The sequence below is a fragment of the Cohnella soli genome, assembly GCF_042655525.1.
Classification (GTDB): domain Bacteria; phylum Bacillota; class Bacilli; order Paenibacillales; family Paenibacillaceae; genus Cohnella; species Cohnella soli.
Map to the genome: position 1 here is coordinate 1 of NZ_JBHSMI010000025.1, position 22,078 is coordinate 22,078.

Annotated in this window: 22 protein-coding genes; 10 read left to right on the top strand and 12 right to left on the bottom strand. The window is 52.7% G+C overall.

What is annotated here, in order from left to right; all coding sequences use genetic code 11:
• Window positions 1–293 precede the first annotated feature (293 nt).
• The 5 genes from ACFPOF_RS12875 (at window position 294) to ACFPOF_RS12895 (ending at window position 5,281) form a co-directional block, all read left to right on the top strand.
• Entirely contained in the window at window positions 294–707 is a 414-nt protein-coding gene (locus ACFPOF_RS12875; RefSeq protein ID WP_378133183.1) for a GNAT family N-acetyltransferase, read from the top strand.
• Between the two features lie 63 nt (window positions 708–770).
• Window positions 771–1,277, top strand: a complete 507-nt coding sequence (locus ACFPOF_RS12880; protein WP_378133185.1) for an SRPBCC family protein — start codon at window positions 771–773, stop codon at window positions 1,275–1,277.
• A 196-nt stretch (window positions 1,278–1,473) separates the two neighbouring features.
• Complete coding sequence (locus ACFPOF_RS12885; protein WP_378133187.1) at window positions 1,474–2,556, top strand: GerAB/ArcD/ProY family transporter; 1,083 nt, start codon at window positions 1,474–1,476, stop codon at window positions 2,554–2,556.
• Window positions 2,553–4,109: a spore germination protein gene (locus ACFPOF_RS12890; RefSeq protein ID WP_378133189.1), complete on the top strand. Its 1,557-nt coding sequence runs from the start codon at window positions 2,553–2,555 to the stop codon at window positions 4,107–4,109. Before ACFPOF_RS12885 ends, ACFPOF_RS12890 begins: the two co-directional genes overlap by 4 nt.
• Window positions 4,106–5,281 carry a Ger(x)C family spore germination protein gene (locus tag ACFPOF_RS12895; protein WP_378133191.1) on the top strand — a complete coding sequence of 392 codons (1,176 nt, stop codon included), beginning with the start codon at window positions 4,106–4,108 and terminating at the stop codon, window positions 5,279–5,281. Before ACFPOF_RS12890 ends, ACFPOF_RS12895 begins: the two co-directional genes overlap by 4 nt.
• A gap of 32 nt (window positions 5,282–5,313) precedes the next feature.
• Here ACFPOF_RS12895 and ACFPOF_RS12900 read toward each other — a convergent pair whose 3' ends face one another.
• The 3 genes from ACFPOF_RS12900 to ACFPOF_RS12910 are packed head-to-tail and all read right to left on the bottom strand — an operon-like array spanning window position 5,314 to window position 8,895.
• Window positions 5,314–6,309, bottom strand: a complete 996-nt coding sequence (locus ACFPOF_RS12900; RefSeq protein WP_378133193.1) for a CobW family GTP-binding protein — start codon at window positions 6,307–6,309, stop codon at window positions 5,314–5,316.
• A 43-nt stretch (window positions 6,310–6,352) separates the two neighbouring features.
• Window positions 6,353–8,317, bottom strand: coding sequence for a tetratricopeptide repeat protein (locus ACFPOF_RS12905; RefSeq protein ID WP_378133195.1), 1,965 nt, complete (start codon window positions 8,315–8,317; stop codon window positions 6,353–6,355).
• Between the two features lie 53 nt (window positions 8,318–8,370).
• Window positions 8,371–8,895 (bottom strand): ADP-heptose synthase, encoded by a 525-nt coding sequence (locus ACFPOF_RS12910; protein WP_378133197.1) that lies wholly within the window; start codon window positions 8,893–8,895, stop codon window positions 8,371–8,373.
• Window positions 8,896–9,042: 147 nt separating this feature from the next.
• Between ACFPOF_RS12910 and ACFPOF_RS12915 the strand changes: the two genes are divergently transcribed.
• Together ACFPOF_RS12915 and ACFPOF_RS12920 are read left to right on the top strand one after the other, a co-directional pair.
• Entirely contained in the window at window positions 9,043–9,552 is a 510-nt protein-coding gene (locus tag ACFPOF_RS12915; protein ID WP_378133199.1) for a hypothetical protein, read from the top strand.
• 30 nt (window positions 9,553–9,582) lie between these two features.
• Window positions 9,583–10,554, top strand: a complete 972-nt coding sequence (locus ACFPOF_RS12920; RefSeq protein WP_378133201.1) for a serine hydrolase domain-containing protein — start codon at window positions 9,583–9,585, stop codon at window positions 10,552–10,554.
• Here ACFPOF_RS12920 and ACFPOF_RS12925 read toward each other — a convergent pair.
• The 6 genes from ACFPOF_RS12925 to ACFPOF_RS12950 form a co-directional block, all read right to left on the bottom strand.
• The gene (locus tag ACFPOF_RS12925; protein ID WP_378133203.1) at window positions 10,514–10,912 is read right to left on the bottom strand and encodes a VOC family protein; all 399 of its coding nucleotides are present in this window, start codon (window positions 10,910–10,912) and stop codon (window positions 10,514–10,516) included. The two genes, ACFPOF_RS12920 and ACFPOF_RS12925, sit on opposite strands and share 41 nt — an antisense overlap.
• Window positions 10,913–11,239: 327 nt before the next feature.
• Complete coding sequence (locus ACFPOF_RS12930; RefSeq protein WP_378133205.1) at window positions 11,240–11,539, bottom strand: hypothetical protein; 300 nt, start codon at window positions 11,537–11,539, stop codon at window positions 11,240–11,242.
• A 22-nt stretch (window positions 11,540–11,561) separates the two neighbouring features.
• Entirely contained in the window at window positions 11,562–13,871 is a 2,310-nt protein-coding gene (locus ACFPOF_RS12935; RefSeq protein ID WP_378133207.1) for a thiamine pyrophosphate-dependent enzyme, read from the bottom strand.
• A gap of 58 nt (window positions 13,872–13,929) precedes the next feature.
• Window positions 13,930–14,934 carry a 2-oxoacid:acceptor oxidoreductase family protein gene (locus tag ACFPOF_RS12940; protein WP_378133209.1) on the bottom strand — a complete coding sequence of 335 codons (1,005 nt, stop codon included), beginning with the start codon at window positions 14,932–14,934 and terminating at the stop codon, window positions 13,930–13,932.
• Window positions 14,935–15,084: 150 nt separating this feature from the next.
• Window positions 15,085–15,999, bottom strand: coding sequence for a polysaccharide deacetylase family protein (locus tag ACFPOF_RS12945; RefSeq protein WP_378133211.1), 915 nt, complete (start codon window positions 15,997–15,999; stop codon window positions 15,085–15,087).
• Between the two features lie 134 nt (window positions 16,000–16,133).
• Complete coding sequence (locus tag ACFPOF_RS12950; protein ID WP_378134383.1) at window positions 16,134–16,805, bottom strand: MOSC domain-containing protein; 672 nt, start codon at window positions 16,803–16,805, stop codon at window positions 16,134–16,136.
• A 133-nt stretch (window positions 16,806–16,938) separates the two neighbouring features.
• Here ACFPOF_RS12950 and ACFPOF_RS12955 point away from each other — a divergent pair, with 133 nt between their 5' ends.
• Window positions 16,939–17,079 (top strand): DUF6254 family protein, encoded by a 141-nt coding sequence (locus ACFPOF_RS12955; protein WP_378133213.1) that lies wholly within the window; start codon window positions 16,939–16,941, stop codon window positions 17,077–17,079.
• An 83-nt stretch (window positions 17,080–17,162) separates the two neighbouring features.
• Here the strand turns inward: ACFPOF_RS12955 and ACFPOF_RS12960 are convergent, their stop codons facing one another.
• Window positions 17,163–17,891, bottom strand: a complete 729-nt coding sequence (locus tag ACFPOF_RS12960; protein ID WP_378133215.1) for a phosphonate ABC transporter ATP-binding protein — start codon at window positions 17,889–17,891, stop codon at window positions 17,163–17,165.
• A 137-nt stretch (window positions 17,892–18,028) separates the two neighbouring features.
• Between ACFPOF_RS12960 and ACFPOF_RS12965 the strand changes: the two genes are divergently transcribed.
• Window positions 18,029–18,259: a hypothetical protein gene (locus ACFPOF_RS12965; RefSeq protein ID WP_378133217.1), complete on the top strand. Its 231-nt coding sequence runs from the start codon at window positions 18,029–18,031 to the stop codon at window positions 18,257–18,259.
• A gap of 82 nt (window positions 18,260–18,341) precedes the next feature.
• Here the strand turns inward: ACFPOF_RS12965 and ACFPOF_RS12970 are convergent, their stop codons facing one another.
• Window positions 18,342–18,479 carry a hypothetical protein gene (locus tag ACFPOF_RS12970; protein ID WP_378133219.1) on the bottom strand — a complete coding sequence of 46 codons (138 nt, stop codon included), beginning with the start codon at window positions 18,477–18,479 and terminating at the stop codon, window positions 18,342–18,344.
• 206 nt (window positions 18,480–18,685) lie between these two features.
• Here ACFPOF_RS12970 and ACFPOF_RS12975 point away from each other — a divergent pair, with 206 nt between their 5' ends.
• Window positions 18,686–19,438 carry an HAD family hydrolase gene (locus ACFPOF_RS12975; protein ID WP_378133221.1) on the top strand — a complete coding sequence of 251 codons (753 nt, stop codon included), beginning with the start codon at window positions 18,686–18,688 and terminating at the stop codon, window positions 19,436–19,438.
• 138 nt (window positions 19,439–19,576) lie between these two features.
• Here ACFPOF_RS12975 and ACFPOF_RS12980 read toward each other — a convergent pair whose 3' ends face one another.
• Complete coding sequence (locus ACFPOF_RS12980) at window positions 19,577–21,868, bottom strand: beta-glucosidase (protein WP_378133223.1); 2,292 nt, start codon at window positions 21,866–21,868, stop codon at window positions 19,577–19,579.
• Window positions 21,869–22,078 lie beyond the last annotated feature (210 nt).

Here is a 22,078-nt window from a genome sequence, read left to right on the forward strand (position 1 = left end):
AGAAGCATTAGCAAGCCAGTTCCCAAGAAATAATAATTCAATTAAATCTCTGTATTGTTTTTTGGTAAGTTCTATTTTCATTTCGTTTATCTCCTTTTTTTATTCCTTAGGGCGATTTCAGTTAACGTAATATTTGCGAAGTGCTCACATTCGTATTTTTTTACTGTACAAGCCTTTCATCCACCACAATCATATCACAAGAATGGTGAAAATCGTCATATTTTCCCATACAGAATTGCCATACATTTATGCTAGTATCCGATTTGATATCTTTCATCGTGAGGTGTTGTTACTTGATTAGAAAAGCAACTCTAAGCGATTCCTTAGAGATCGCTAGGCTCTCAAGCCAACTGGGCTATCCAGTGGATGTCACTCAACTTGAAAAGAGACTTCAATTTATTTCTACACACAGCGACCATATTATGTATGTGATGGAGTCTAACTACGTTTTGTCCGGATGGATTCATGCTAATGTGCGCTTCTTAATCGAGTCCCCACCATTTGTTGAGATAGCTGGACTTGTCGTCGACAGTGCCTTTCGAGGAAATGGGATTGGCAAACGATTAGTACTAGCGTGTGAGCAATGGGCAGCTGAATCCGGTTTCACAAAAATTAGAGTGCGTACCAACCAGATTAGATCAGATGCCGTCCAATTCTATAATCGAATCGGCTTTACAAATAATAAATCGCAGTATGTGTTCGATTAAGAAATAATTTAGCAATCGACAACAAATCCAGGATGAGAAAATCATCAGATTGGGAGGAATAACATGATGACGGAAAGACAACTTGAAATTACGCGGACATTTGACGCCCCCCGCGAGCTTGTGTTTCAGGTGTGGACGGAATCGGAGCACTTGGCCAAATGGTGGGGACCTAAAGGGACATCTATTCATGTGGCCAAACACGAACTTCGGCCCAAAGGCATTTTCCATTACAGCATGACAAGTCCCGATGGACATGTTATGTGGGGCAAATTTATTTATCAGGAAATTGTTGCTCCGGTACGGCTCGTATTTCTTAACGGTTTCTCCGATGCAGAGGGCAACACTGTTCCCGCGCCGTTCGGACCCGACTTTGCAGACTTCCCACTGCAAGTGTCGAATGTCGTAACGTTCACTCAAGAAGATAATCGAACTATCGTGAAGCTGAATAGCGAACCGTACGATGCTACGCCGGAGCAGCATGAGTTTTTCCGAGGCATGTTCGACTCCATGAGACAAGGTTTCGGCGGCACTTTCGACCAGCTCGAACAATATTTGTTGGAAGTTCAATAACGCAAAGGCGCCCAATCGAAGGGCGCCTTTTTCAGCAATTTTTAGACAAGTCGAAACTCCGAGCCCCCGAACAAACTCCCGCCCCCGAACATACCCGAAATCCTCGACAAAGAGTGCCGCAGTGGCATTTTCCGGATAATCCCCCATACTCATTGGCATAATAAGGGGACTTGCCCAGTGAATGGAGGATAACGCCATGGCCACTTCACGCATCAGTATCACTCAATCGTTGACCCTGTTGATTCTGGCCGTCGGCCTCACGAACCATGTGCTCATTATCCCTCTCGTTCTGGACGCCTCCCACCGAGATGCATGGGTTAGTACCCTATACTCCATCCCCCCGCTAATTCTTTGGACCACCCTCATTTATTGGATTATGAAAATGACAAAGCAGCAATCGCTGTTCGACTGGTTCAAATCCCGCTACAACCCCGTCGTCGCCTGGATGGTCGTTACACCGCTGCTTCTTTTGACGCTTTTCATTTGTTTCGTCACTTTAAGAGATACGAGCGCCTGGACAAAAACAACCTATTTGCAAAAAACGCCGTTCCCGTTAACCGCCTCCCTATACATGCTGTTTTCCTTCTATGCCGCTCATAAAGGGCTACGGACGATTGCGATTGCAGCAGGCATCCTGCTTCCCGGCGTCATTGCATTTGGTTTGTTTGTCATGACCGTCAATTTCCAATTCAAAGATTACTCTTACTTGTTCCCCGTATTCACGCAAGGGCAGAAACCGATCTTAAAAGGGACAATGTACACGCTCGGAGGACTTGTAGAATTCGTTCTCCTCCTTGCCTTTCAGCAACATATGAACAAACCTCTCCGCTACTGGATATTACTGATTCTTATGCTCAGCGTCACCGGGCTTGTGTTCGGTCCGCTCATTGCATCCATTGCCATTTTCGGCCCCTACGAATCGGCGGACCAGCGTTATCCGGCTTTCGAGCAATGGCGGATGGTGATGATCGGCAAATTCATCGCCCATCTGGACTTTTTGTCGATCTATCAGTGGCTCTCGGGTTCGCTCATTCGCATTTCTCTGGCGTTGTTTCTTTTTTTTGACTTACTGCGGTTTCGTTCAGGCATCGCAAGAACGATAGGGATGATCGTCTTCTCCATTCTCCAGGTCGTCGCTGTCAGCCAGAGCAGCCTGAGTGATGCGAAATTTTTCCATTTCCTTCAAGAGTACTATTTCCCTCCAGTGATGGTGTTTTTCTACTTGTTCCCGTTTGTTTTGTTGCTGCTGATCGCCATGAGAAAGAGGGAGTCTTCATGAGCATTGAAAATTTGTATCGTAATGCGACAACCAGCGGCGGTGAAAATCAAACGAGTGGCAATAACGACGGTTCAAAGCCTGATGTCAAGCTCGAGCAACTGGATAACGCAGGCGTCTCCAAGCTATTCGAACATTCCAGGGACGTCAACGTGCATCATTTTACGAACGGTAATTCCCCGCGCGAGCTGAATCCGCTGCTTGTCTACTGCGACGGTATGATCGACGGCGCCTTATTGAGCGACTTTCTGTATACGAAGCTGCCTCGTCTTCTCGCCGATCCGTCCAATGACTCCTCCTCGCCGAATATTGAACCACCGTTCGTATCGCAGAACATCTACCGCATCCGCGAACCGAACGCCGTCGAACAATTCGTTCGGCAAGTGATGTCCGGCAATCTCGTCCTGTTCTTCGAACTCTCTCGTGAAGCTTTCGCGATTCAGATGAGCAATCCACCCCAACGCTCGCCAAGCGAATCGAACACAGAAATTTCGGTCAAAGGACCGCGGGACGGCTTCACCGAATCGCTCGAAACGAACATCGCCCTTATCCGCAAAAGATTAAAAACGCAGGAACTCGCCATCCGCTACTTTCAAGTAGGTCAGCGCAGTGCAACGGCAGTCGCGCTTTTGTACATGACGGATCTCGCGGATGACAATCTGGTGCGTGAAGCATCTACAAGAATACAGAAAATCGAAATCGACGGTCTGATCTCCAGCCAGCAGCTTGAGGAGGGGCTTTCCGACGCTTCCCTCTCCCTCTTTCCTTTGATCGAGTATATGGGCCGTCCGGATTACATCACAGAAAGCTTGCTTCTCGGGAGGTTCGCGATCGTCGTTGACGGTTCTCCGATGGTGCTTGTGGGGCCAACAAATTTAACGGCATTAGTTAAATCGCCCGAAGACTTGCACTTGCCGTTCTATTATGTATTCATGGAAAGAGTACTGCGGCTCTTCGGGCTCGTTATCGCCATGTTTTTGCCGGGCTTCTGGGTGTCGGTATCGGCATTTAATCTAGATCAAATTCCGTTCCCTTTGCTCGCAACGGTAGTTGTGTCGAGACTCGGTCTCCCGTTATCCGGGCCAATCGATTTGTTCCTCATGATCGGGATGTTTGAACTGTTTCGAGAGGCGGGCATGCGACTGCCGAAAGCTGTCGGGCAGACGGTAGCCGTCGTCGGCGGGTTGATCGTCGGCGAAGCGGCGATTTCCGCCGGATTCACCGGCCCGACGACACTTGTCGTCTCCGCGGTGACAGCGGTCGCTACGTTTACGCTCGTCAATCAGTCGTTAAGCGGCGCGGTCACCGTAATCCGCTTCGCCGTTCTGACAGCCAGTTGCGCATTCGGCCTGCTCGGCTTCTTCTTGTCCATGTTCGGCATCGTCATTTATCTGTCGTCGCTGACATCGTTCGGACTCCCGTACCTTGCCCCGATTTCGCCGTTTCGTTTTCGGGATACAATGTTTGGCATTCTACGGTTTCCGCTGAAGGCATCTAAGGAAAGAGCGACAATCTACAAGCCGAAGGACCCGAACAGACAAGGAGAAAACTCATGAGGGCCAGGGCGCTTCTGTTATCGCTATGCGCAGCGTTCATCCTCCCGCTGACCGGATGCTGGGACGTCAAAACGTTACAGGATGTGAACTATTTTACAGGTGTCGGCATCGACTACGTGGACGGGAAATACCGCATTTACGTCCAACAGCTCGATTTTTCCAACGTCGCCAAATCTGATACAGGTAAAACGTCAAATCCGGCAACGGTATGGGTAGGTCAAACGGAAGGCGCATCTATGTCTGACGCCACTATGAAGCTGTATCAGACGGCACAACAAACCGTGTTCTGGGGCCATCTCGAATGTGTCGTTCTCTCCGAGGCGGCTCTTCGCTCCGGCGATCTGATTAGCATTTTCGATCGGATTATCCGCTCGCCGGAAATTCGATATACGCCATGGATTTATAGCACCAAGACGGATATCGCCAAACTGTTTTCGACCAAGCCATTCTTTAACCTGTCTCCGATGAACTCCATCTTGTATTCGCCGAAGCCGAGTTATGAGCAATGGCCGATCATTGCCCCGATGCGCCTGAACGCGTTCGCGCGTGAATTGCGTGAGCCAGGCGAGACGGTGCTCGTGCCCTCGATCGGCCTTGCCAAAGATACGTGGGCAAGAGATAAGAAGAAAGACCCCAAACTCGAAATAGACGGCGTCTTCGCCATGCATAATGACACTTATATCGGGTGGCTGGAAGATAGTAAGCTAAATGGGCTTCGTTGGTTCGTCAAGCATACGCCGGCAGGAAGAATGACTTTGACGGACAACGGCAAAATGCTGGCGACTTTAAAGATGGGCCATCCGAAAGCCAAAGTGAAAATGGAGATCAAAAACGGGGAACCTGTCTTTCACGTGGATGTCAAAGTCAACGCCGCCCTTTACGAACTTGGCAAAGAGTTGTCGGAGGAAAAACTATCCAAGTTGGCAGCCGATGCCGTCGCCGGCGAAATCCGCTCGACGTTCGAGGAAGGAATGAGGAACGGCCATGCTGATCTTTACGATCTGGAGCATCGGCTGTATCGCAAAAAATTCAAAACGTGGAAAACGCTAACCCAGGAAGGAAGGTTGCCGCTCCGAACGCTCGCACTGGGTGACGTTAACGTGAAAGTTCATATCGTCCAATCCGGCATGTTTAAGCTGAAGCGGCAATTAAAGCCTTTCTCTGCCCCGTGATTGAGGAAGGGAGCAGCGCTTCAACGCCCTCTTCATGCTTCGAGTTCTCTTAGCCGTTGTTGCAGATCCTCCCGTGAGAACCCTTCCCCGATAAACACGGCGACGCGGTTGACGGGTTTCTGTGGCGTAATGCGCAGGAAGTCGGATTCGCCGTATGCATGTTGGAACAAGAACAGGCTGGCCGTATCTCGGAATCCAACGATGCCTTTCGCTCGGTATACGTTGTCCGGCAATTCTTTGAGGAACTGTTCGAACCGTACGCTATCGATATCGTTGTCGAAAAAGTAAGTCAACGCGTTCACATGGGCGTGACCTTCCGAAGCATGCGCAAATTTGAATCGGCCTTCGGAAGCAGTTTGATCAGCAACTTCCGACTCGTTCTCCTGCTGCCGAAGAGTGTCTCTCGGTCTGCCGTTGCTCGAGGTGCTCGCATATAGCGCTTGTGGATCCAGCTCCGCGCGCGCCACCGCATGTATCGCCGCATACGGATTCCATGTCTCAAGCGCCTCTCGAAGTTCTTCGAGTTCTGTTGGTCCGACCAGATCGCGCTTGTTAAGTACGAGAATGTCCGCAGCGCGAATTTGCTCCTTCATCAGACGGAATGTCTTGCCGCTGCCGATTCTCAGCCGATCGAGGAGATGACGGGCGTCGACAACCGTCACGACGTTCGCCAACATTAAATTCGCATACAATGACGCTTCGGTGACGCCTTCGACGACATCGAGCGGCTGAGCGATACCCGTAGATTCGATCCAGATGACGTCCGGCTTTTCTTGCTTCGCCAATTGTACCAGCTCTAGCCCCAAGTCTCCTTTACTCGTGCAACAAATGCAACCGCCAAGCAGTTCCGCCATCGGCACGTCGGCGTCGACGATCTGACCTTCGACATTCACTTCGCCGACTTCGTTCATGACGATCGCCGGCTGCACTCCTCTCGCCTTCGCGTCATCCAGAACACGGCTTAGCAGCGTTGTCTTGCCGCTGCCGAGAAATCCAGTCAATACGTACACGGGAATTGCAGATCTCATCTCTTTCCACTCGCCTTCCGTTCAATCCGTCCAGTTTATCCCGTTACGAAAGATAGCGATTGCCGCCGTAACGGAGTAGAAATTGTTCTTTCACGCGTTCTCTCATGTCGTCGTCGATCCCCGGAACTTCTGCAAGCAACGCGAACCGGTCGCCTTTAATCGGTTCCCCGCCTGTATACAGCAACCACTGCGCCAGATCGTCCGCTGCCTGAACACGGTCGAACGAGTAACGATAAGCAATTGTTGCCCGTTCCAAATACGCCTGTGCCTCGAAAGGCTGAAGTTCGATCGCCTTGGAGAACGCATTGATCGCATCGTCATTTCGGTCCAACTGGCTGTATATCAAACCGAGATTATGATAACCTTGGGCATCCTCAGGTGCGAGCGCGGCATAAGCAAGAGAGTCGGCAAGTGCCCCGGCATAATCGTCCATCCGGTACCGAATCAATCCGCGCAGCCAGTTCAAGCCCGCATGGTTCGGATCGATCAATAACCCCTGATTACAATCCGTTTCTGCTCCCTCCAGGCGGCCCTCCGAGAAACGTCCGCGTGCGCGACGCTCGAACAATTGCGCGTTATTAGGCTCCAGCTCGATCGCACGCGTGAATTGTTGGTCTGCAAGCTCCCAATTGTCCATACCGACGAACAACTCGCCCATCGCATAAGCGGTCTTACTCATTTGGAGCAAGCTCTCGTCGAGTCGAACTGCTTCTTGAATATCCATCATCGCTTCCTCATATCGCCCGGCCATATATCTCGAGAAGCTGCGTCTCATACGCGCGTCCGCCGTGTCATCCAGGGCGATCGACCGCGTCAGTGCTTCATCCGCGTCCCCGTATCGCTCACCGTCAATCGCGATTTCAGCTTGCTGCTTCCAGTTCAACGGGTCATCAGGCTCAAGCTCGGCCAGTTGATCGTTCTCGATTTTCGCCAGTTCGAGTTTTCCATGTTCGCGATAGGCGTCTGCGAGCCAATATCGGACGACCGTATGCTCGGGATAACGTTCTTTCGCAGCGAGCAACGTATCGACCATCATCTTATAATCACCTGTCATCCGATGCGTTGTCGCCAGCTCCATATAAGCAGGCAGAAATGATGGCTTACGGTCGACTACCTGCTTGAACGCTTCGGCCGCATCCGGTAATCGCCCGGTATCGCGAATCAAGCTGCCCCGGCGAACCTGAAGCTCCGGCTCATCCGGATAATAGACAAGGGTCTGTTCGATTACCCGCACCGCTTCGTCTAACTTCCCCGCTGCCTCAAGCAGACGGGCGCAATAAGGGCGAAAACCGTACTCGTCATCCGCGCTTGCAACGAAACTTGCCGCCGCAGAAGCAGAATAATTGGTTCGCTCCTTCAGGAGCGCCGCTCCCTTGTCTTCTAACGCGCACCATTCATCATGCAGACGAATACCGGTTTCAATCGCTTGCAGCGCTTCCGGGAGGCGATCCGATTGTTCCAGCGCTTGGGAGAGTCGGTAATAATAATGCGGAATCACCTTATCTGGATCAGCCGTTGCTTGCGAGTAATTGTCCAGCGCCTCCGAGACACGCCCCATTCTCATATAAACATTACCCAATTCGTAATAAGTGGATGCCTTCGAGTCATCCCGACGGCGCAATGCTTCCTTGAAATCATCCACCGCCTCTTCGTAACGGCCGAGATTGTGCTGCGCGACCGCTCGCGTATACCAATAAATATAAGGAGTAGAGTCGATTCGGATCGCTTGATCCATATCCGCAATCGCTTCCTGCTCTCGTCCTTGCTCGTTGTAAATATGCGCTCGTCTTTCATAAGCATGCGCGTAATCGCCGTTGTCCAGGACGCTGTCGAGCAAAGCCAAGGCACGATCGGACTGTCCGACATCATGCAGCAGAACCGCATAATTGATTTTCTCTTCGGCGGTCATACGCTCTTCGCCCCAACGGACGTACCACCGCAGTGCGGACATTAGCTTCTGACGTTTATGCTGTCTTGTCGCCATCCATCTCGCGAATCGTGTGCCCATTCACCCGCCTCCTTCACTTGACGCAAAAGCTGCCGAGAGACTCGGCAGCTCGGTTAATCCTGTATGTCACTCGCCGCGTCAACGCTTTCCTCGATTGCAAATTCGAAATCGTCAATGTCGAACACTTGCACCGGAACGGCATTCTGCACGACTTTGTCCTGGAATTCAATCTGATCGGTCAGCACCGGGCATTGGCTCTTCAGTGCGAGAAGCATAATCTCTGTCTCGATGGGATCGAATTGTTCACCGTATTGCATGTTTTCAGAAGAATTGACGACGACTAGCGTCACTTTGTCGTTGATCGGAAGCGGCGGACTTTCGCGCCAAGGCGCCATCAGCGATCTCTCGATTTTTTTCTTGTTAAACGGGTCCTCGAAATACGCAATCATTTCGGCAATTTTGCTTTTGACGAACGTATCGTCGTCCGGCTCCGGCATTACCGGTTCCGGGCTTTCTTTCATATCGTAAAGCTCCATAACCGACGTGTAAGGAATTCGGTATTCTACTGATTCCCGCGGCTGAAGCAATTGTCCGTAAATCGCGATCATTACGGCTTCGATGACGAAACGCCGGCTCATCCTGTTCCTGTCCCCCCTATAAAGCATCGCCCGGTCTTTCCGAGCATTTTGCTTTTCATTATAGCATAAAAATTCGGGCGCACGCTCGAGCCGTAGCGTATAATATGTTGTAGGTTTCCCATTTTGTGTCTGAAGGGACTGCTAGTTATGTCCGAGCTTGCCTTTCACCATTATATGCGAATGAATTCCAGCCAACTAGAGCAAACATACAAAGAGGCGATGGAAAAGGCGGGATATTTCGCGTTCTACACGTTCGTCGAAGATTTTCGCAATGGGTTGCGCGGGTATGCAGACAGTGAAATCGAGCTGTTCGCTCGACTGCTCGCACGCAGTCGGGAATTGTTCCCTTTACCGGAGCGTTTCAGCCCTTCTTGGGGTGGACTATGGGATGAATTCGAAATGATTATCGCAGCGAAGAACGAAGCGCTCGCTTCTGTTTCGGCTACAGAGCGAGACGGCGAGTGGCAGATTATTCTCGATAACCCGTATTCCCACAATTCCGTTGTCTGTTATACGGCGCTGCCTTTCCTGGAGGCATCGTATTTATACGGATATTTTCAGCGGGATTTGAAGCCTCACGAACTATTGCGACTCCAGCGCGTATCCGTCATCCTGCAGACGAACGGCCGCAAGGAAGCTTCCATTCTGCCCGACTAATCATAAGACAAGCATCCGGAGACTGCACACATGAAAGAAACTTTTAACTTCTCGACTGCGCGAACGAAGCAGCTTGCCCGACGCATCGCAGGTGAACGGATTGACTACTGCGAAATTCTCGAGTACGGCGAGACGCTGCTCGTGCACTCGCGTGAAGGTCATTCAGCAGACAACCTGCATAAGGTTAACTCGATTACGAAAAGCGTACTATCCCTTCTGATCGGTATCGCCATCGGACGCGGAGAGTTCCCTTCGCTCGACACCCTGATCACCGACCATTTCATCGAAGCGCAGGACAACCCGACGTTAGAATCACTGACCGTCGAACATCTGCTAACGATGACGCCAGGCTGGGACTGGCAAGAAATGGGCGATTGGCACGGCTTGCCTTACCCGATGACGGAAAGTACGGATTGGGTACGTTTTGTGCTGTCTCGGCCGCTCGTTCGCTCTTCTGGTACGCGAATGGTTTACGACTCAGGCTCGTCCCAGGTGCTCAGCGCCCTGTTACAGCGTTCGACTGGAATGACGGCCGCGGCCTATGCGCAGCGCTATCTGTTCGGTCCTCTTGGCATCGAACAGTTTCATTGGCCGACCGATCCTCAAGGCATCAGCATCGGCGGATTCGCCCTCGAGCTGCGCCCGCGCGATCTGACGAGGCTTGGCCTGCTTGTGCTGCAGCGCGGTAAATGGAACGGCGAAAAGATCGTACCTGCCGAGTGGATTGTCGAGAGTACGAAGCCGCGCTTCAAGGGTTACGACAACATTGGCATGTACGGCTATCATTGGTGGGCGCTCGCCGACCGCGATTCGGATCGCCGTGTCCGCACGCCATTATCGCCTAGCGTATTCTTCGCCGTCGGATTCGGCGGACAATACATCTTCATCTCGCCGGAGCGTGAACTCGTTGCCGTCTTCGCAAGCTCGCTCGGCAAGAAGAAACTTCTGCCGCTTAAGCTGTTCAGGGAATGGTTGACGGATGCTCAGCCGCGCTTTCCATAAATTCTAGCCGGTTGCCGAATGGGTCGTCGACGTAAAAACGGTCGATGCCTTCGCCACCCCTCGCGTCATCGTTCACGATCGGAATGCCGTTCTGCTGCAAATGTTCCCGCAATCGGTCCAAGTTTCGAACAAGAAACGCTGGGTGTGCCTTCTTTGCGGGAACAAATTTGCTTTGCACTCCGATGTGCACTTGTTGAGAGCCGCATTGGAACCAGGCCCCGCCTCTCCTTGCAAGGATCTCTGGTTTCGGAATCTCTTCCCATCCCAGCACCCCTGCGAAGAAATTCCTCGCTTTCTGCTCGCACCCTTCCGGAGCGGCTAATTGCACATGGTCGATGCCTTCAAATTCGTAATTCATAATATTTCCCTCGCTTTTTTTGTTTCATTTGATGAAACTAAGTTTCGTTTTAATAATTGTAATACTTATATATCCCTTTTGCTAGACAGTAAAGCACCAAGCGATGCTGTTACCCACCGAGAACACTCAAAACGCACCAATAACTAACCCAACGACGCTATTGCACGCCACGAACCCCAAAATACACCAGTAACGTACTCAGCAACGCTATTACCCACCGAGAACACTCAAAAACGCAATAGTAAGGAACCCAGCGACGCTATCGACCAAAGCCCACCGAACCAAAAATAAAAGGAGCCGACGCACATCGGCTCCTCCACACCTTACCTATCCATCCGTCGCCGCAAGAACGCCGTCTCGGTAAGAGACCACTCTGCGCGGATCATTGCGCAGCTTGACATTCGCCATTTTCGCCTCGTGCTCAGTCAGTTCCAGCGTCTCCCAATCCGACAACCGCCCGGCCGCGTCTCCCTGTTCAATGGCCGCCTGCGCCAGCGCCTCCGCCATGCGCGCTTCTTCCGGACACTGCTCCCATAACACAAGCCCGTAATAGGCGAGCTGATACCCGTTGCGTTGCACGGCGGCAAGCAGCGTGCCAGAAGGCGCATGTCTCATTACATACGGCATTCGAATGCGCCTCCCTGCTTTCTCACAAATAAGGGCTCTCGTGCTTCGCCTTCAGCATGTTCCACCGCCGCTCGATCTCATGCTCGAACTCCCGCAAAGTCTCCGCGTATTCCGGCTTGGACAGATGCTTCGTTTTGCCCATCATTTTCAGCCAATCGCCGACCGGTATCCGTTTGCCCTTCTCTTCGGGGTTATACGTAATCGTCGTAACGCCGCGCTCGACCTCATACAGAGGGAAGAAGCACGTGTTGACCGCATGATCGATAATATCTGAGCCGTCCTTATCCTCCGACAACCAGTTGAGCGGACAAGTGATCAGAATTTTGCCATATACAAGGCCGACGTTCTGCGCGTACCATTGCGCTTTCGCACCTTTGCGCACGAGATCGATCGGGCTCGCTTCGCTTCCCGTAAACACGTACGGAATGTTCGTCGCCGCCATAATTTGCGCCGTGTCCTTGTGATGGAACACTTTGCCGCCTTGGTGCTTACCCACGTTCGATGTCGATGTCCGGTGCCCCATCGGTGTCGAATAAGACAATTGCGCGCCAGTGTTCATGTAGCCTTCGTTATCGTATTCGAGTATGATCATCCGATGGTTACGTAGAGCGGCACCGATTGCCGGTCCCATGCCAATATCCATGCCGCCGTCTCCGGTAATCATGACGAACGTAAAGTCGTCCTTCAACCCGAGATCGTCCAGTTCTCCGCGCCGTTTGCGCTCGTGGAACATCTCGACGACGCCCGACAGCGTGGCTGCACCGTTCTGGAACAAGTTATGAATATACGTCGCCTTGTGTGCTGAGTACGGATAACCCGTTGTAACGACCATCGCGCACCCAGTATGGAACAATGCAACGATATCGCCCTCGATCCCTTTGAAGAACAGCTCCAATCCGGAGAAAATACCGCAGCCCGGGCAAGCGCCATGCCCCGGCGCGATGCGTTTCGGCTTCTTCGTAAGCTGACGGAGCGGCGGCACTTTGACATTCACTTTGCCCGTCTCCTCGTCGTGCGTCACCGTAATCAGCCCCGTCTTCAGCGCTTCATACGGCATTGGCTCGAGCACACGTTTCGGCGCTTTCGCTGGGTCGCCTGCCGTAATCCCGTGATAATCGTAAGGCTTCTCCACTTTCCCCGCGTTGACAGCATCGGTAGCGAACTCGAACATCTTGAGACCGTCTTCCGCGTAGAAATCTTTGCCGCCCAAGCCATAAATGCGGCTGATCACCATCGTTGTCGAGTTGCCGTACTGCTGCAGGGCAGCCCGTACTTCCATGGCCATATTGCCTCCGTGCCCACCGTACGAGTCCGCGCGGTCGCCAACCGTCACTGCCCGCACGCCGGCGAGCGCTTCCGCAATCGCCTTCGCCGGGAACGGCCGGATGATGTTCGGCGAGATCGCGCCCGCTTTCACGCCTTTCGCGCGAAGCTCGTCAACGACGTCCTTAATGATCTCCGCCGAAGAATTCAGCAAAAATACCGCGACTTCCGCATCGTCCATTCGATACAGTTCGAGAATCGGGTATTCGCGGCCGGTCAAGTCCGCGTACTCTTTCTGGATGCGGTCATACACCGCTTCGGCGCGATACATCGCCTGACTTTGCTGATAACAGTTATTTATATAATCCGGCTCGTTCATGTACGGGCCGACGGTAATCGGATTGTTGCGATCAAGCACGTGCGCGAATCCTTCCGGCGGATGCTCGCCGACGAAGCGCTGCACGTCTTCGCGGTGCGTAAAAGTCATGACGCGGCGCTTCTGATGGCTCGTGAAGTAACCATCCGAAGCGACGAGCACGGGCAAACGCACTTCCGGATCTTCCGCAAGCTTCAGCGCGATGATGTTCATGTCGTACACTGCTTGCGGATCGCGGCACAGCACGATCGGCCATCCCGTGTTCAATGCGAAATATAAGTCGGAATGGTCGCCGTGAATATCGAGCGGACCCGAAACCGACCGGCATACCAAGTTCATGACCATCGGGAAACGCGTACCCGATTGGACAGGCATTTGCTCAAGCATGTATAAGTACCCGTTCGCAGACGTCGCATTAAATACGCGGCCGCCGGCCGTCGATGCGCCGTAGCAGACGCCCGCGGAACCGTGTTCTCCGTCCGCCGGAATAAGGACGATGTCGTGTTGGCCGTTCGCTTTCATCAAGTCGAGAAACTGTGCCACTTCCGTCGAAGGCGAGATCGGAAAGTAGCCCATAATGTGATAGTTAATCTGGTGCGCTGCGTATGCTGCCATCTCGTTGCCCGATTCGTAGACGATCCGTTGTTCGACGGTGCCTTGTTTCGCTGTTTCCTTGCGAATGTCGATCGACATGTGAGACTCCACCTTTCCTATCGTTTTCTCGTTGCAAGAACGCTTCGTGTTCTATCTCTTAAATGGCCAGATGAAAGCGATGCGGTACCCGATGATCATCGGCGTATCCGCCTTCTTCCAATTCCGAAGACAACGCCTCGGTCGGACAAGCTTGGACACACTTGAGACAGCCTTTGCAATATTGATAATCGATCCCCTGCAAGAACATCTGAGGGCGTCCTTTCTTATCCGGAAGTTCCTCCCAGACGAAGCAGAAGTCGGGACATACGTTGTCGCAAGCGGCGCAATGGATGCATTTGTCGTCCGCGAAATGCGGCATCATTCCCGCACGCGAAATGCTTAAATCTTTCAAGATGCTGTTGCCGGGATTCGTAATCAAGCCGCCAATCGGCTGCGTCTCATAGCCGAGCACCGGCGTGTCCATTCGGACAAAGTCCGGCATCACGTCCCCTTCGGCCAGCTCGAACGTCTGGAACTGCACTTCATCGAACCCGCGTTGAAACGTATTCAGCGCAGGCTGAACCGCTCCGGGATACTTTTTCTCCAGCGACTTTCGTATGACGCCTTTCATAAATTCCGCATCCAGGAAATCGCACAAACGGAACAACCCGCCCAGCATCGCCATATTGACGCGGTTGTTCTCGGACATCGCAATTCCCGTAGCGTCGACGACGGCGATGACGCCGCCCTTTAACTTTAGCTTATCCTTCAATTGCGCCGGGGACTGCTTGGAATTGACGAGTACGATACTGTCTTCGCGCATACCGGAGATGACGTTCACCGTTTTGGACAAGTTTTCGTGAAAAATCCCGATGACGTGCGGCCGCTCAACTGGCGACGTGTCCCTGATTCTCGTGTCGATGTCGCAGAATCGGATGTGCGCCTTGACCGGAGAACCTTTCTTCTCCGAACCATACGAACTGAAGCTGACGCCGTTCAGTCCGACGCCCATGACGCCCGCTTCGGCTAACATTTTGCCTGCCAGATTGGCCCCAAGCCCACCGATGGACTCCAGACGAATTTCAAAAAAACCGAGCTCGTTCACCTTAGGCAGATTAACCATGTCGTTCCGCAATCCCCTTTCACAATGAAATGAAGGAACTTTCAGAAAAATTAAAATAGTTCAAACATGATCTATTTCGATCTTCGTGAGCAAATTCCTTCTCAAACTGCATAAATAGGGTTGAAAAACGCTTCTATTAACATCAACTGCTCATACAAGGCTCGCTTGCAGCCTCTGCAAATCTCTCCACCCGATCAAACGTATGCCCTCGTCCGCCAACACATGCCTTACGTCGCCGTCTCGCCAGAAATCGGCTTCCATCTCACGCTTGGCTGGCTGGCCATGGAACGCTTTCAATTCTTCCGTCTCCCGGGAAGGATGCGCAATCCATTCCGTAACGCCGGGCAATAAACCGCGCAGCAGCGCCATACCTTCCGCTTTCGCCGCCTCGTACGTATCCCCTTCGTTCAGATCGTAGTCCGGTCCGGTGACATAATCCGGCAGCACGATGCCTCGATCTTCCGCTTGGCGCACGCGTATTTTGGCCCGATCCATAATCTCGTTCGGGATACGCCTTCCTCCAACCGGCATCAACTTGCGCGGCAGTCTAAATGGTAATCCGAACACGACGCAGACGTCGAACGCCACCTGAAGCAAATCGTTGCCTGTATGAAATCCGTACAAACTGCCCATATGACTGTCCGCATGAGACAATCGAATGCCAGCTTTCAGTGCTGCTTCCGTCTGCGCGATCAACTCCTGGCGCACTTCGTCGGGATCTGCTTTCCGCTCCGCTTCGCCGCTCGTCTCGGGGAACCAGCCATCCGGTCCGGCTAGCGATGACACGGAACGGGTTCGACACAGCGGCCCCCACTTGTAGCCCTTCCATTCGCTCGTTAGCGTCCAATGCACGCCTACATCGGCGTCCGGGCACACCTTTTTCAACATAGCCGCCGCTCCCGATGACCATGGACATACCATCATAATCGTCGCGGAACCGATCGCACCTTCGGTCAGTAAATCCGTCACTGTTTCATTCACGCTTCTGCAGAGCCCGAAATCATCCGCGTTGACGATCAACAGCTTCTCGTCCTTGTCGTACCCAAGCCGCTGCGCCGTATTCATCCGTCATCGCCTCCCCGTTCTTCATATATATGTCGGAATGGCCGCGCATTGCTCAACTTTTGCCGCACGGTGACGACACAAGCTCATAAAAAAATAGAACCTCTCCGGTTCTATTTAACAACCTCTATTATGAATTAATGGGAAGCGTCAGTTTCCATACGAGCTAATCTTGCCGATAACGTCTTCCTCCAACTTTCCGACAACTCTTTAAGCGCCAGTATCCGCCGAATTCCAACCGCATCCGCCTTGTCCTTGTGCATGACCCGGTTCGCCTCTTCGATCGTAATGCCCGCATCATGCGAGGCGATAAGCGTTAAGGTGTCCGTCGGCTGAATGGTTCCCGGCGTAAGCACCCTGAAGTAGAATCCGGTCGCTCCGGTTTCCGTCACCAGCAGCGGCAGTTCGTCGAGCCCCCACCTCATCGCCAGCTTCCAGCATGGCTGCCTGGGTTGGCTGACTTGAACGACAGCCGTGCCGACGCGATACACGTCGCCGATGCGAGTATCCCGCTCGTTCAGACCTCCGACGGTGAAGTTCTCGCCGAATGCGCCAAGCGGCAGCTTTGCGTTCAGCATTTTCTCCCAATGGGGGTAGTGTTCCAGACTGTACACGCAAATGGCCTTGTCGGGGCCTCCATGGTTCACGAGATCCGCCTGTTCGTCGCCGTCCAATCCTGTCTCGGACAGTGCCAATGGCCCGTCAACAGCCGTCTTGACAATGCCCGATACTGCAGGCTTGCCTTTATATTCCCCTGCCCGGGCGACACCTATGTTCAATGATACGATCGGATACGATTGTTCTGTCATTGTCACAGTTGTCGCAGTCATCACACCATCTCCTGCTGTTCTATAATCGTACTTACGCATAACCTGACGACTCCTGCGCCACGCTAAAGGAGGCAACACCATTAATAATCCGAACGGCGAAAGGTGGAGTCGTATGCCCCCGTCCAAACGACGAAGGGAAAGCGCCTGGAAAAGCCGCAAGCAGAATCAGCATCCGCACGGCAAAATCACATCGTTACATGAACTGGCGAACGAATCATCGCCGGACGCGAAGCCGGAAAGTTCCGACACTTAACCGCGTATGCCGAGAGCCTGGCACTGCTTGGTCCCAGATTCGGGAAAAAGCATTGTGCCAGGCTCTCAGCATTGCTTATGCGATCAGGACAGCCGTAATTTCTCGGCTGCAGTCAGCCTTCTGCCTTTAATGTTTACGACAATTTGCCCTTCATGCAATCCCCAAATTTCGTCCGCGAATTTCTCCGCCAGTTCCATTCTGTGCAATGCCGCAACGATTGTTGCCCCCTTCTCGTGACACAGCTTCTTTAACGTCTGCATCATCTCTTCCGACGTGTGGGGATCAAGACCCGATACCGGCTCGTCAGCAAGTACGAGATTGGCGCCGTGCACAAGCGCCCGCGCGATGGCGATGCGCTGCCGTTCTCCCCCGCTCATCTTCTCGACTTGCTGGGAAGAACGTTCCATCAGTCCGACTTTCTCAAGCATGTCCATCGCACCCATATGATCATCGCTTTTCGCGATACCGGTTACCCGGCGCCAGAGCGGGTTTTGCTCCGCCGTTCCGACCAGTACATTCTTTAACGCGGACTTCTTCTCTAGAAGAATCGGTCGCTGTTCCAAATAGGCGACTTTGCGGCGGTGCTTCATCTTCGCTAGGAACCCGGCCTGCATAATATCTTTGCCGTCTACGTTATATTCGCCTGAAGTCCAAGGCTCTTTCAGCGCGAGTGCCTTCAGCAACGCCGACTTGCCGCTGCCGCTCGATCCGACAACCGCTACGAACGTACCGGGCTCCAATCTGACGTTGATATGATTCAATATCGTTTTCCCATCGGGGATTGTTCGGGTTAATCCGTAAATGACGATCATCGATGTCCTGTCCCTTCAGTCCAATATTCATCTAGTGTAAGCCATAATGTCATCTCTTGCCATACGAACAAATGTTTGATATAATCAAAACAAGAACAAGTGTTCTATTCTACTTTACTCGATAGGTGGGATAATGGATGGTGAACTGCGAACATCTCCGTTACTTGGAACCTGCCAGAGGGCCGCGGCCGTCTCGAGATCTTACTTTCAAATTTTACGAAGACGGCAAGCTCGTCATCATCGATAACGACACCGGTAGCACGTTGTATCCCCGCGAATTGACCGGGGGCAGCTATGATTTCTACGTCCGCCAGCGCATGCGGTTGATCCGGCGCGACTTGGAAGCAAAGATTCGCAAGTACGCATGAACGCGGGGCTTGGCGCAAGGAACCTGATCGTTCCTTCGCCAAGCCCCGTTCCGTTTCATTTCGGCTCGCTAAATTGGTCCATTTACGGCAAGTTTTTGTTAATTCCGTTCATACTGGGCGGATATTTGATCATTTTGTTCATTTTGAGCCCTTTGTCGTTGTTTCTGCCTGACGATGCGCCTCTTCCCATTTCGTTTCTTGCGCCTTGCGGGTTCGCCATCCACGTTCACCTCCCGCCTTGCGGCTTGACAGACGCCGGAAGGCTGTATGCTTAGTTTTCCACTTTCCACGCATTTACAAACCCTTGCGCACCCCGCATAATGGGAAGACGGCCGTCTTCGCATCGTATAGTCACGTTGCGCGGCAGCCGGGATATTCTATTGCAAGCCGAATGAATCGCGTTTGCGTAAGGAGACAGGCCCAACGATGAAGCAAACGATCTTTTTCGATCTGGATGACACTCTTGTCTATTGCAACAAATATTTCAATGACGTTCTTGATCGGTTCGCTGGCGAGATGAGCGTCTGGTATGCCTCGGCAGGCATTACGCGAGAAGCCATCGCCGCCAAGCAAGCAGAGATCGACATCGCAGGCGTGCAGATTGTCGGTTTCCAGCCCGATCATTTCCCACAATCGTTCATCGACACTTACCGATATTTCCGGGACGTTACCGGACGCCCGTCCTCCGCTCTAGAAGAAGAGAAGCTGTGGAAGCTTGGCAATAGCGTATACGGCATCGAAGTCGAGCCTTATCCGATGATGGAAGAGACGCTCTACTCGCTTGCGAACGACGGCAACGAATTGCACTTATATACGGGCGGCGACACGCTCATCCAATATCGGAAAATCGAAAGCTTGCGCCTTGACCGTTTTTTCGAAGAGCGCATCTACGTGCGGCAGCATAAAAATACGGAAGCGTTGGAACAAATTTTGTCCACCGGCCGGTTCGACCGTACGAATACGTGGATGATCGGCAACTCGGTTCGGACCGACGTCGTGCCTGCCCTCAGTTGTGGTTTGAACGCCGTGTACTTGAAACAAGAAGAAGAATGGAAGTACAACATTATTCCGATTGATACGTCGCCGTCCGGCGCAATGCTGACGCTGACTGCTTTGCCGGAAGTACCTCCAGCGATTACCGACTATTTATCCGGCACCGCGATGAGAAAATCGGTCTAAACAGGTTCAATTACAAGGCACATGAAGCAATCGTTGCAAACAGGGGATGCCCATAAGTCATTTTATGACTTGTGGTGCATCCCCTACTTGTGTTTGGTTTTGGCAAGCGAAGGAGATTGGCGTTCCCACGCTTCAAGTTTACGTTCGGCTCGCCACCGATTCATCATTCAATCGGGCAAGCAATCCATTCATCGCCTCTTCCGTGAATGCGCCGCCGCTGAACGCAGCCAGCGCGCGAAGCGGCATAGATTGCATCATCGCTGCCATCATCCCAGCCAGCGCATGTTCGCCTGATTGCTCGGTCACAGCGCCGAATGGGGATTGTGCGATCAATGTTTGAACGATGGGCAACGCCTGCGGGTCCGACAACAATTCTCCGAGTGTGGAATTTTTCGTGTAAGCCTTTCGTTGAAGCGCGTTCGATCGAACGACGAGAGACTCCTTTAACTCAATTTGCCGCGAAGACTTGCCGACCGCGATCTCGAATTCACCGCTTTCTACGCGCCAGTCTTTCGATTCGACGTCGTAATACGCGAATGCCCGTTTATCCAAAACATTTGTCACCGTACGTTCTTCTCCCGGCGCCAATTCGACTTTCGCGAACCCTTTCAACTCTTTCTCCGGACGAATGACGGAGCTTTTCACGTCTCTCACGTAAAGCTGAACGATTTCTTTGCCTTGTCGGCTACCCGTGTTCTTGACGCTAAGTTGCACGTTAACCGTCTCCGTATCGTTCATTTGATTTTGATCAAGCGTTAACGACGTGTACTCGAAAGTCGTATAGCTAAGACCATGTCCGAATGGAAACAGCGGAACGATGTTTTTGGCATCATAGTAACGGTAACCGACGAACAGCCCTTCTCTGTACTCCACGCGATCTCCTTCTCCCGGGAAGTTCAGCGCGGACGGATTGTGCTTAAGCTGCGCAGGGAATGTCTCCGCCAACTTGCCGCTTGGATTCACATCTCCGAACAACAGATCTGCAATCGCTCCGCCCAGCGCTTGGCCGCCCAAATATGCTTCAAGAACAGCCCCCGCTTGGTCCAGCCACGGCATTTCGACGGCGGAGCCGTTGCTGAGCACGACGACGAGACGCGGCTGCGCTTTCGCCACAGCTTGAATGAGCCGCACCTGATTGTCCGGCAGGCGTAAATGCGTTCGGTCGAAACCTTCCGACTCGAACCGCTCGGGCAGCCCTGCAAATAGGATCGCCGTATCCGCAGCGATAGCGGCCTGAACAGCTTCCGCGACGAGCCGCTCTTCCTCTTCGTCCCGGTCCAGAACGTAGCCTTGCGCATAGACGACAGTGGTCCCGATTCCTGCTGATTGGATCAACTCATCGACGATATCGTCCAGCTTCGTCGGGCGAATGTGCGAACTTCCTCCACCCTGAAAGCGCGGTCGTTTGGCCATCTCCCCAATAACCGCTATACGGCCCGATTTGGCGAGCGGCAGCAGGTTATCGTCGTTTTTAAGCAGCACCATCGACTCCCGAGCCACCTCGCGCGCCAGTCGGTGATGCGCTTCCGGATCGTACGTCGCGCCTTCGCGTTTGCCGTCTACCGCCTTGAAAATGACCGTTAATATGCGGAGAACCGCACGGTCGAGCACTTCTTCGGACAATTCCCCACTTTGTACGGCTGCAACGATTGCGCGAGTGCCCGATCCACCGCTTCCCGGCATTTCGAGCTCCATTCCTGCGGCAAGGCCGGGAACCCGATCGTTAACGGCCCCCCAGTCGGAAACGACAAACCCTTCATGGCCCCACTCTTCTTTCAAGATTTGCGTATGCAAATACGCGTTCTCTGACGCGTATACTCCGTTTACTTTGTTGTAGGAGCACATAACCGTCCAAGGCTGCGCTTGCTTGACCGCGCCTTCGAAACTGGCCAAATAAATTTCGCGCAGCGTACGTTCATCGACGATCGCGTCGACCGTCATTCGCCGATGCTCCTGATTGTTCGCCGCAAAATGCTTCAAAGAAGCGCCGACGCCTTGGCTTTGCACGCCTTGAATATGGCTGGCCGCCAGTTCCGACGACAAATACGGGTCTTCCGAGAAATATTCGAAGTTTCTGCCGCAAAGCGGCGAACGTTTAATGTTCGCTCCCGGACCTAGCAGCACGGCGACTTCCTCCGCTTGGCATTCTTCGCCGAGCGCGACGCCGACCTTCTTGACAAGTTCGCGATCCCACGAGCTTGCGAGACCGGCGGCCGAAGGAAAACAAGTCGCCGGAACACTGTCGAATACGCCGAGATGGTCGGCTGAAGCTCTTTGCTTCCGTAACCCGTGAGGACCGTCGGTAACCATGACGGACGGGATGCCTAGCCTTTCAATGCCCTGCGTATGCCAGAAATCGCGGCCCGAGCATACACTTGCCTTTTCCTCTAACGTCATTGCGGCGAGCAGTTCATTCATATTTCGTTCCATTGCGATATTTGCTCCTTCCTCAAACTGATGGACATATCGTTATTGTAAAATGAGGCGAAGTATAGCAACTACTTGAAATACGACTTCCTGCTTTCACTTTTCCGACTTGTTGAGCGAATGACGACTCTGACACGACCGAGCGTGTAGACATAAAAAACCGTTCCTTCCGTAAATGGTTGATCAAGCTTCCATTTACCAAAGAACGGTTTT

Excerpts from the sequence above, each read along its gene's own strand:
- ACFPOF_RS12975 (WP_378133221.1), top strand. The coding sequence starts at position 18,686 with ATGAAGCAAACGATCTTTTTCGATCTGGATGACACTCTTGTCTATTGC.
- ACFPOF_RS12940 (WP_378133209.1), bottom strand. The coding sequence starts at position 14,934 with ATGGTTAATCTGCCTAAGGTGAACGAGCTCGGTTTTTTTGAAATTCGT.
- ACFPOF_RS12895 (WP_378133191.1), top strand. The coding sequence starts at position 4,106 with ATGAGGGCCAGGGCGCTTCTGTTATCGCTATGCGCAGCGTTCATCCTC.
- ACFPOF_RS12890 (WP_378133189.1), top strand. The coding sequence starts at position 2,553 with ATGAGCATTGAAAATTTGTATCGTAATGCGACAACCAGCGGCGGTGAA.
- ACFPOF_RS12880 (WP_378133185.1), top strand. The coding sequence starts at position 771 with ATGATGACGGAAAGACAACTTGAAATTACGCGGACATTTGACGCCCCC.
- ACFPOF_RS12930 (WP_378133205.1), bottom strand. The coding sequence starts at position 11,539 with ATGCCGTATGTAATGAGACATGCGCCTTCTGGCACGCTGCTTGCCGCC.
- ACFPOF_RS12955 (WP_378133213.1), top strand. The coding sequence starts at position 16,939 with ATGCCCCCGTCCAAACGACGAAGGGAAAGCGCCTGGAAAAGCCGCAAG.
- ACFPOF_RS12925 (WP_378133203.1), bottom strand. The coding sequence starts at position 10,912 with ATGAATTACGAATTTGAAGGCATCGACCATGTGCAATTAGCCGCTCCG.
- ACFPOF_RS12980 (WP_378133223.1), bottom strand. The coding sequence starts at position 21,868 with ATGGAACGAAATATGAATGAACTGCTCGCCGCAATGACGTTAGAGGAA.
- ACFPOF_RS12910 (WP_378133197.1), bottom strand. The coding sequence starts at position 8,895 with ATGAGCCGGCGTTTCGTCATCGAAGCCGTAATGATCGCGATTTACGGA.
- ACFPOF_RS12950 (WP_378134383.1), bottom strand. The coding sequence starts at position 16,805 with ATGACAGAACAATCGTATCCGATCGTATCATTGAACATAGGTGTCGCC.
- ACFPOF_RS12945 (WP_378133211.1), bottom strand. The coding sequence starts at position 15,999 with ATGAATACGGCGCAGCGGCTTGGGTACGACAAGGACGAGAAGCTGTTG.
- ACFPOF_RS12970 (WP_378133219.1), bottom strand. The coding sequence starts at position 18,479 with ATGGCGAACCCGCAAGGCGCAAGAAACGAAATGGGAAGAGGCGCATCG.
- ACFPOF_RS12915 (WP_378133199.1), top strand. The coding sequence starts at position 9,043 with ATGTCCGAGCTTGCCTTTCACCATTATATGCGAATGAATTCCAGCCAA.
- ACFPOF_RS12905 (WP_378133195.1), bottom strand. The coding sequence starts at position 8,317 with ATGGGCACACGATTCGCGAGATGGATGGCGACAAGACAGCATAAACGT.
- ACFPOF_RS12965 (WP_378133217.1), top strand. The coding sequence starts at position 18,029 with ATGGTGAACTGCGAACATCTCCGTTACTTGGAACCTGCCAGAGGGCCG.
- ACFPOF_RS12900 (WP_378133193.1), bottom strand. The coding sequence starts at position 6,309 with ATGAGATCTGCAATTCCCGTGTACGTATTGACTGGATTTCTCGGCAGC.
- ACFPOF_RS12960 (WP_378133215.1), bottom strand. The coding sequence starts at position 17,891 with ATGATCGTCATTTACGGATTAACCCGAACAATCCCCGATGGGAAAACG.
- ACFPOF_RS12935 (WP_378133207.1), bottom strand. The coding sequence starts at position 13,871 with ATGTCGATCGACATTCGCAAGGAAACAGCGAAACAAGGCACCGTCGAA.
- ACFPOF_RS12885 (WP_378133187.1), top strand. The coding sequence starts at position 1,474 with ATGGCCACTTCACGCATCAGTATCACTCAATCGTTGACCCTGTTGATT.
- ACFPOF_RS12920 (WP_378133201.1), top strand. The coding sequence starts at position 9,583 with ATGAAAGAAACTTTTAACTTCTCGACTGCGCGAACGAAGCAGCTTGCC.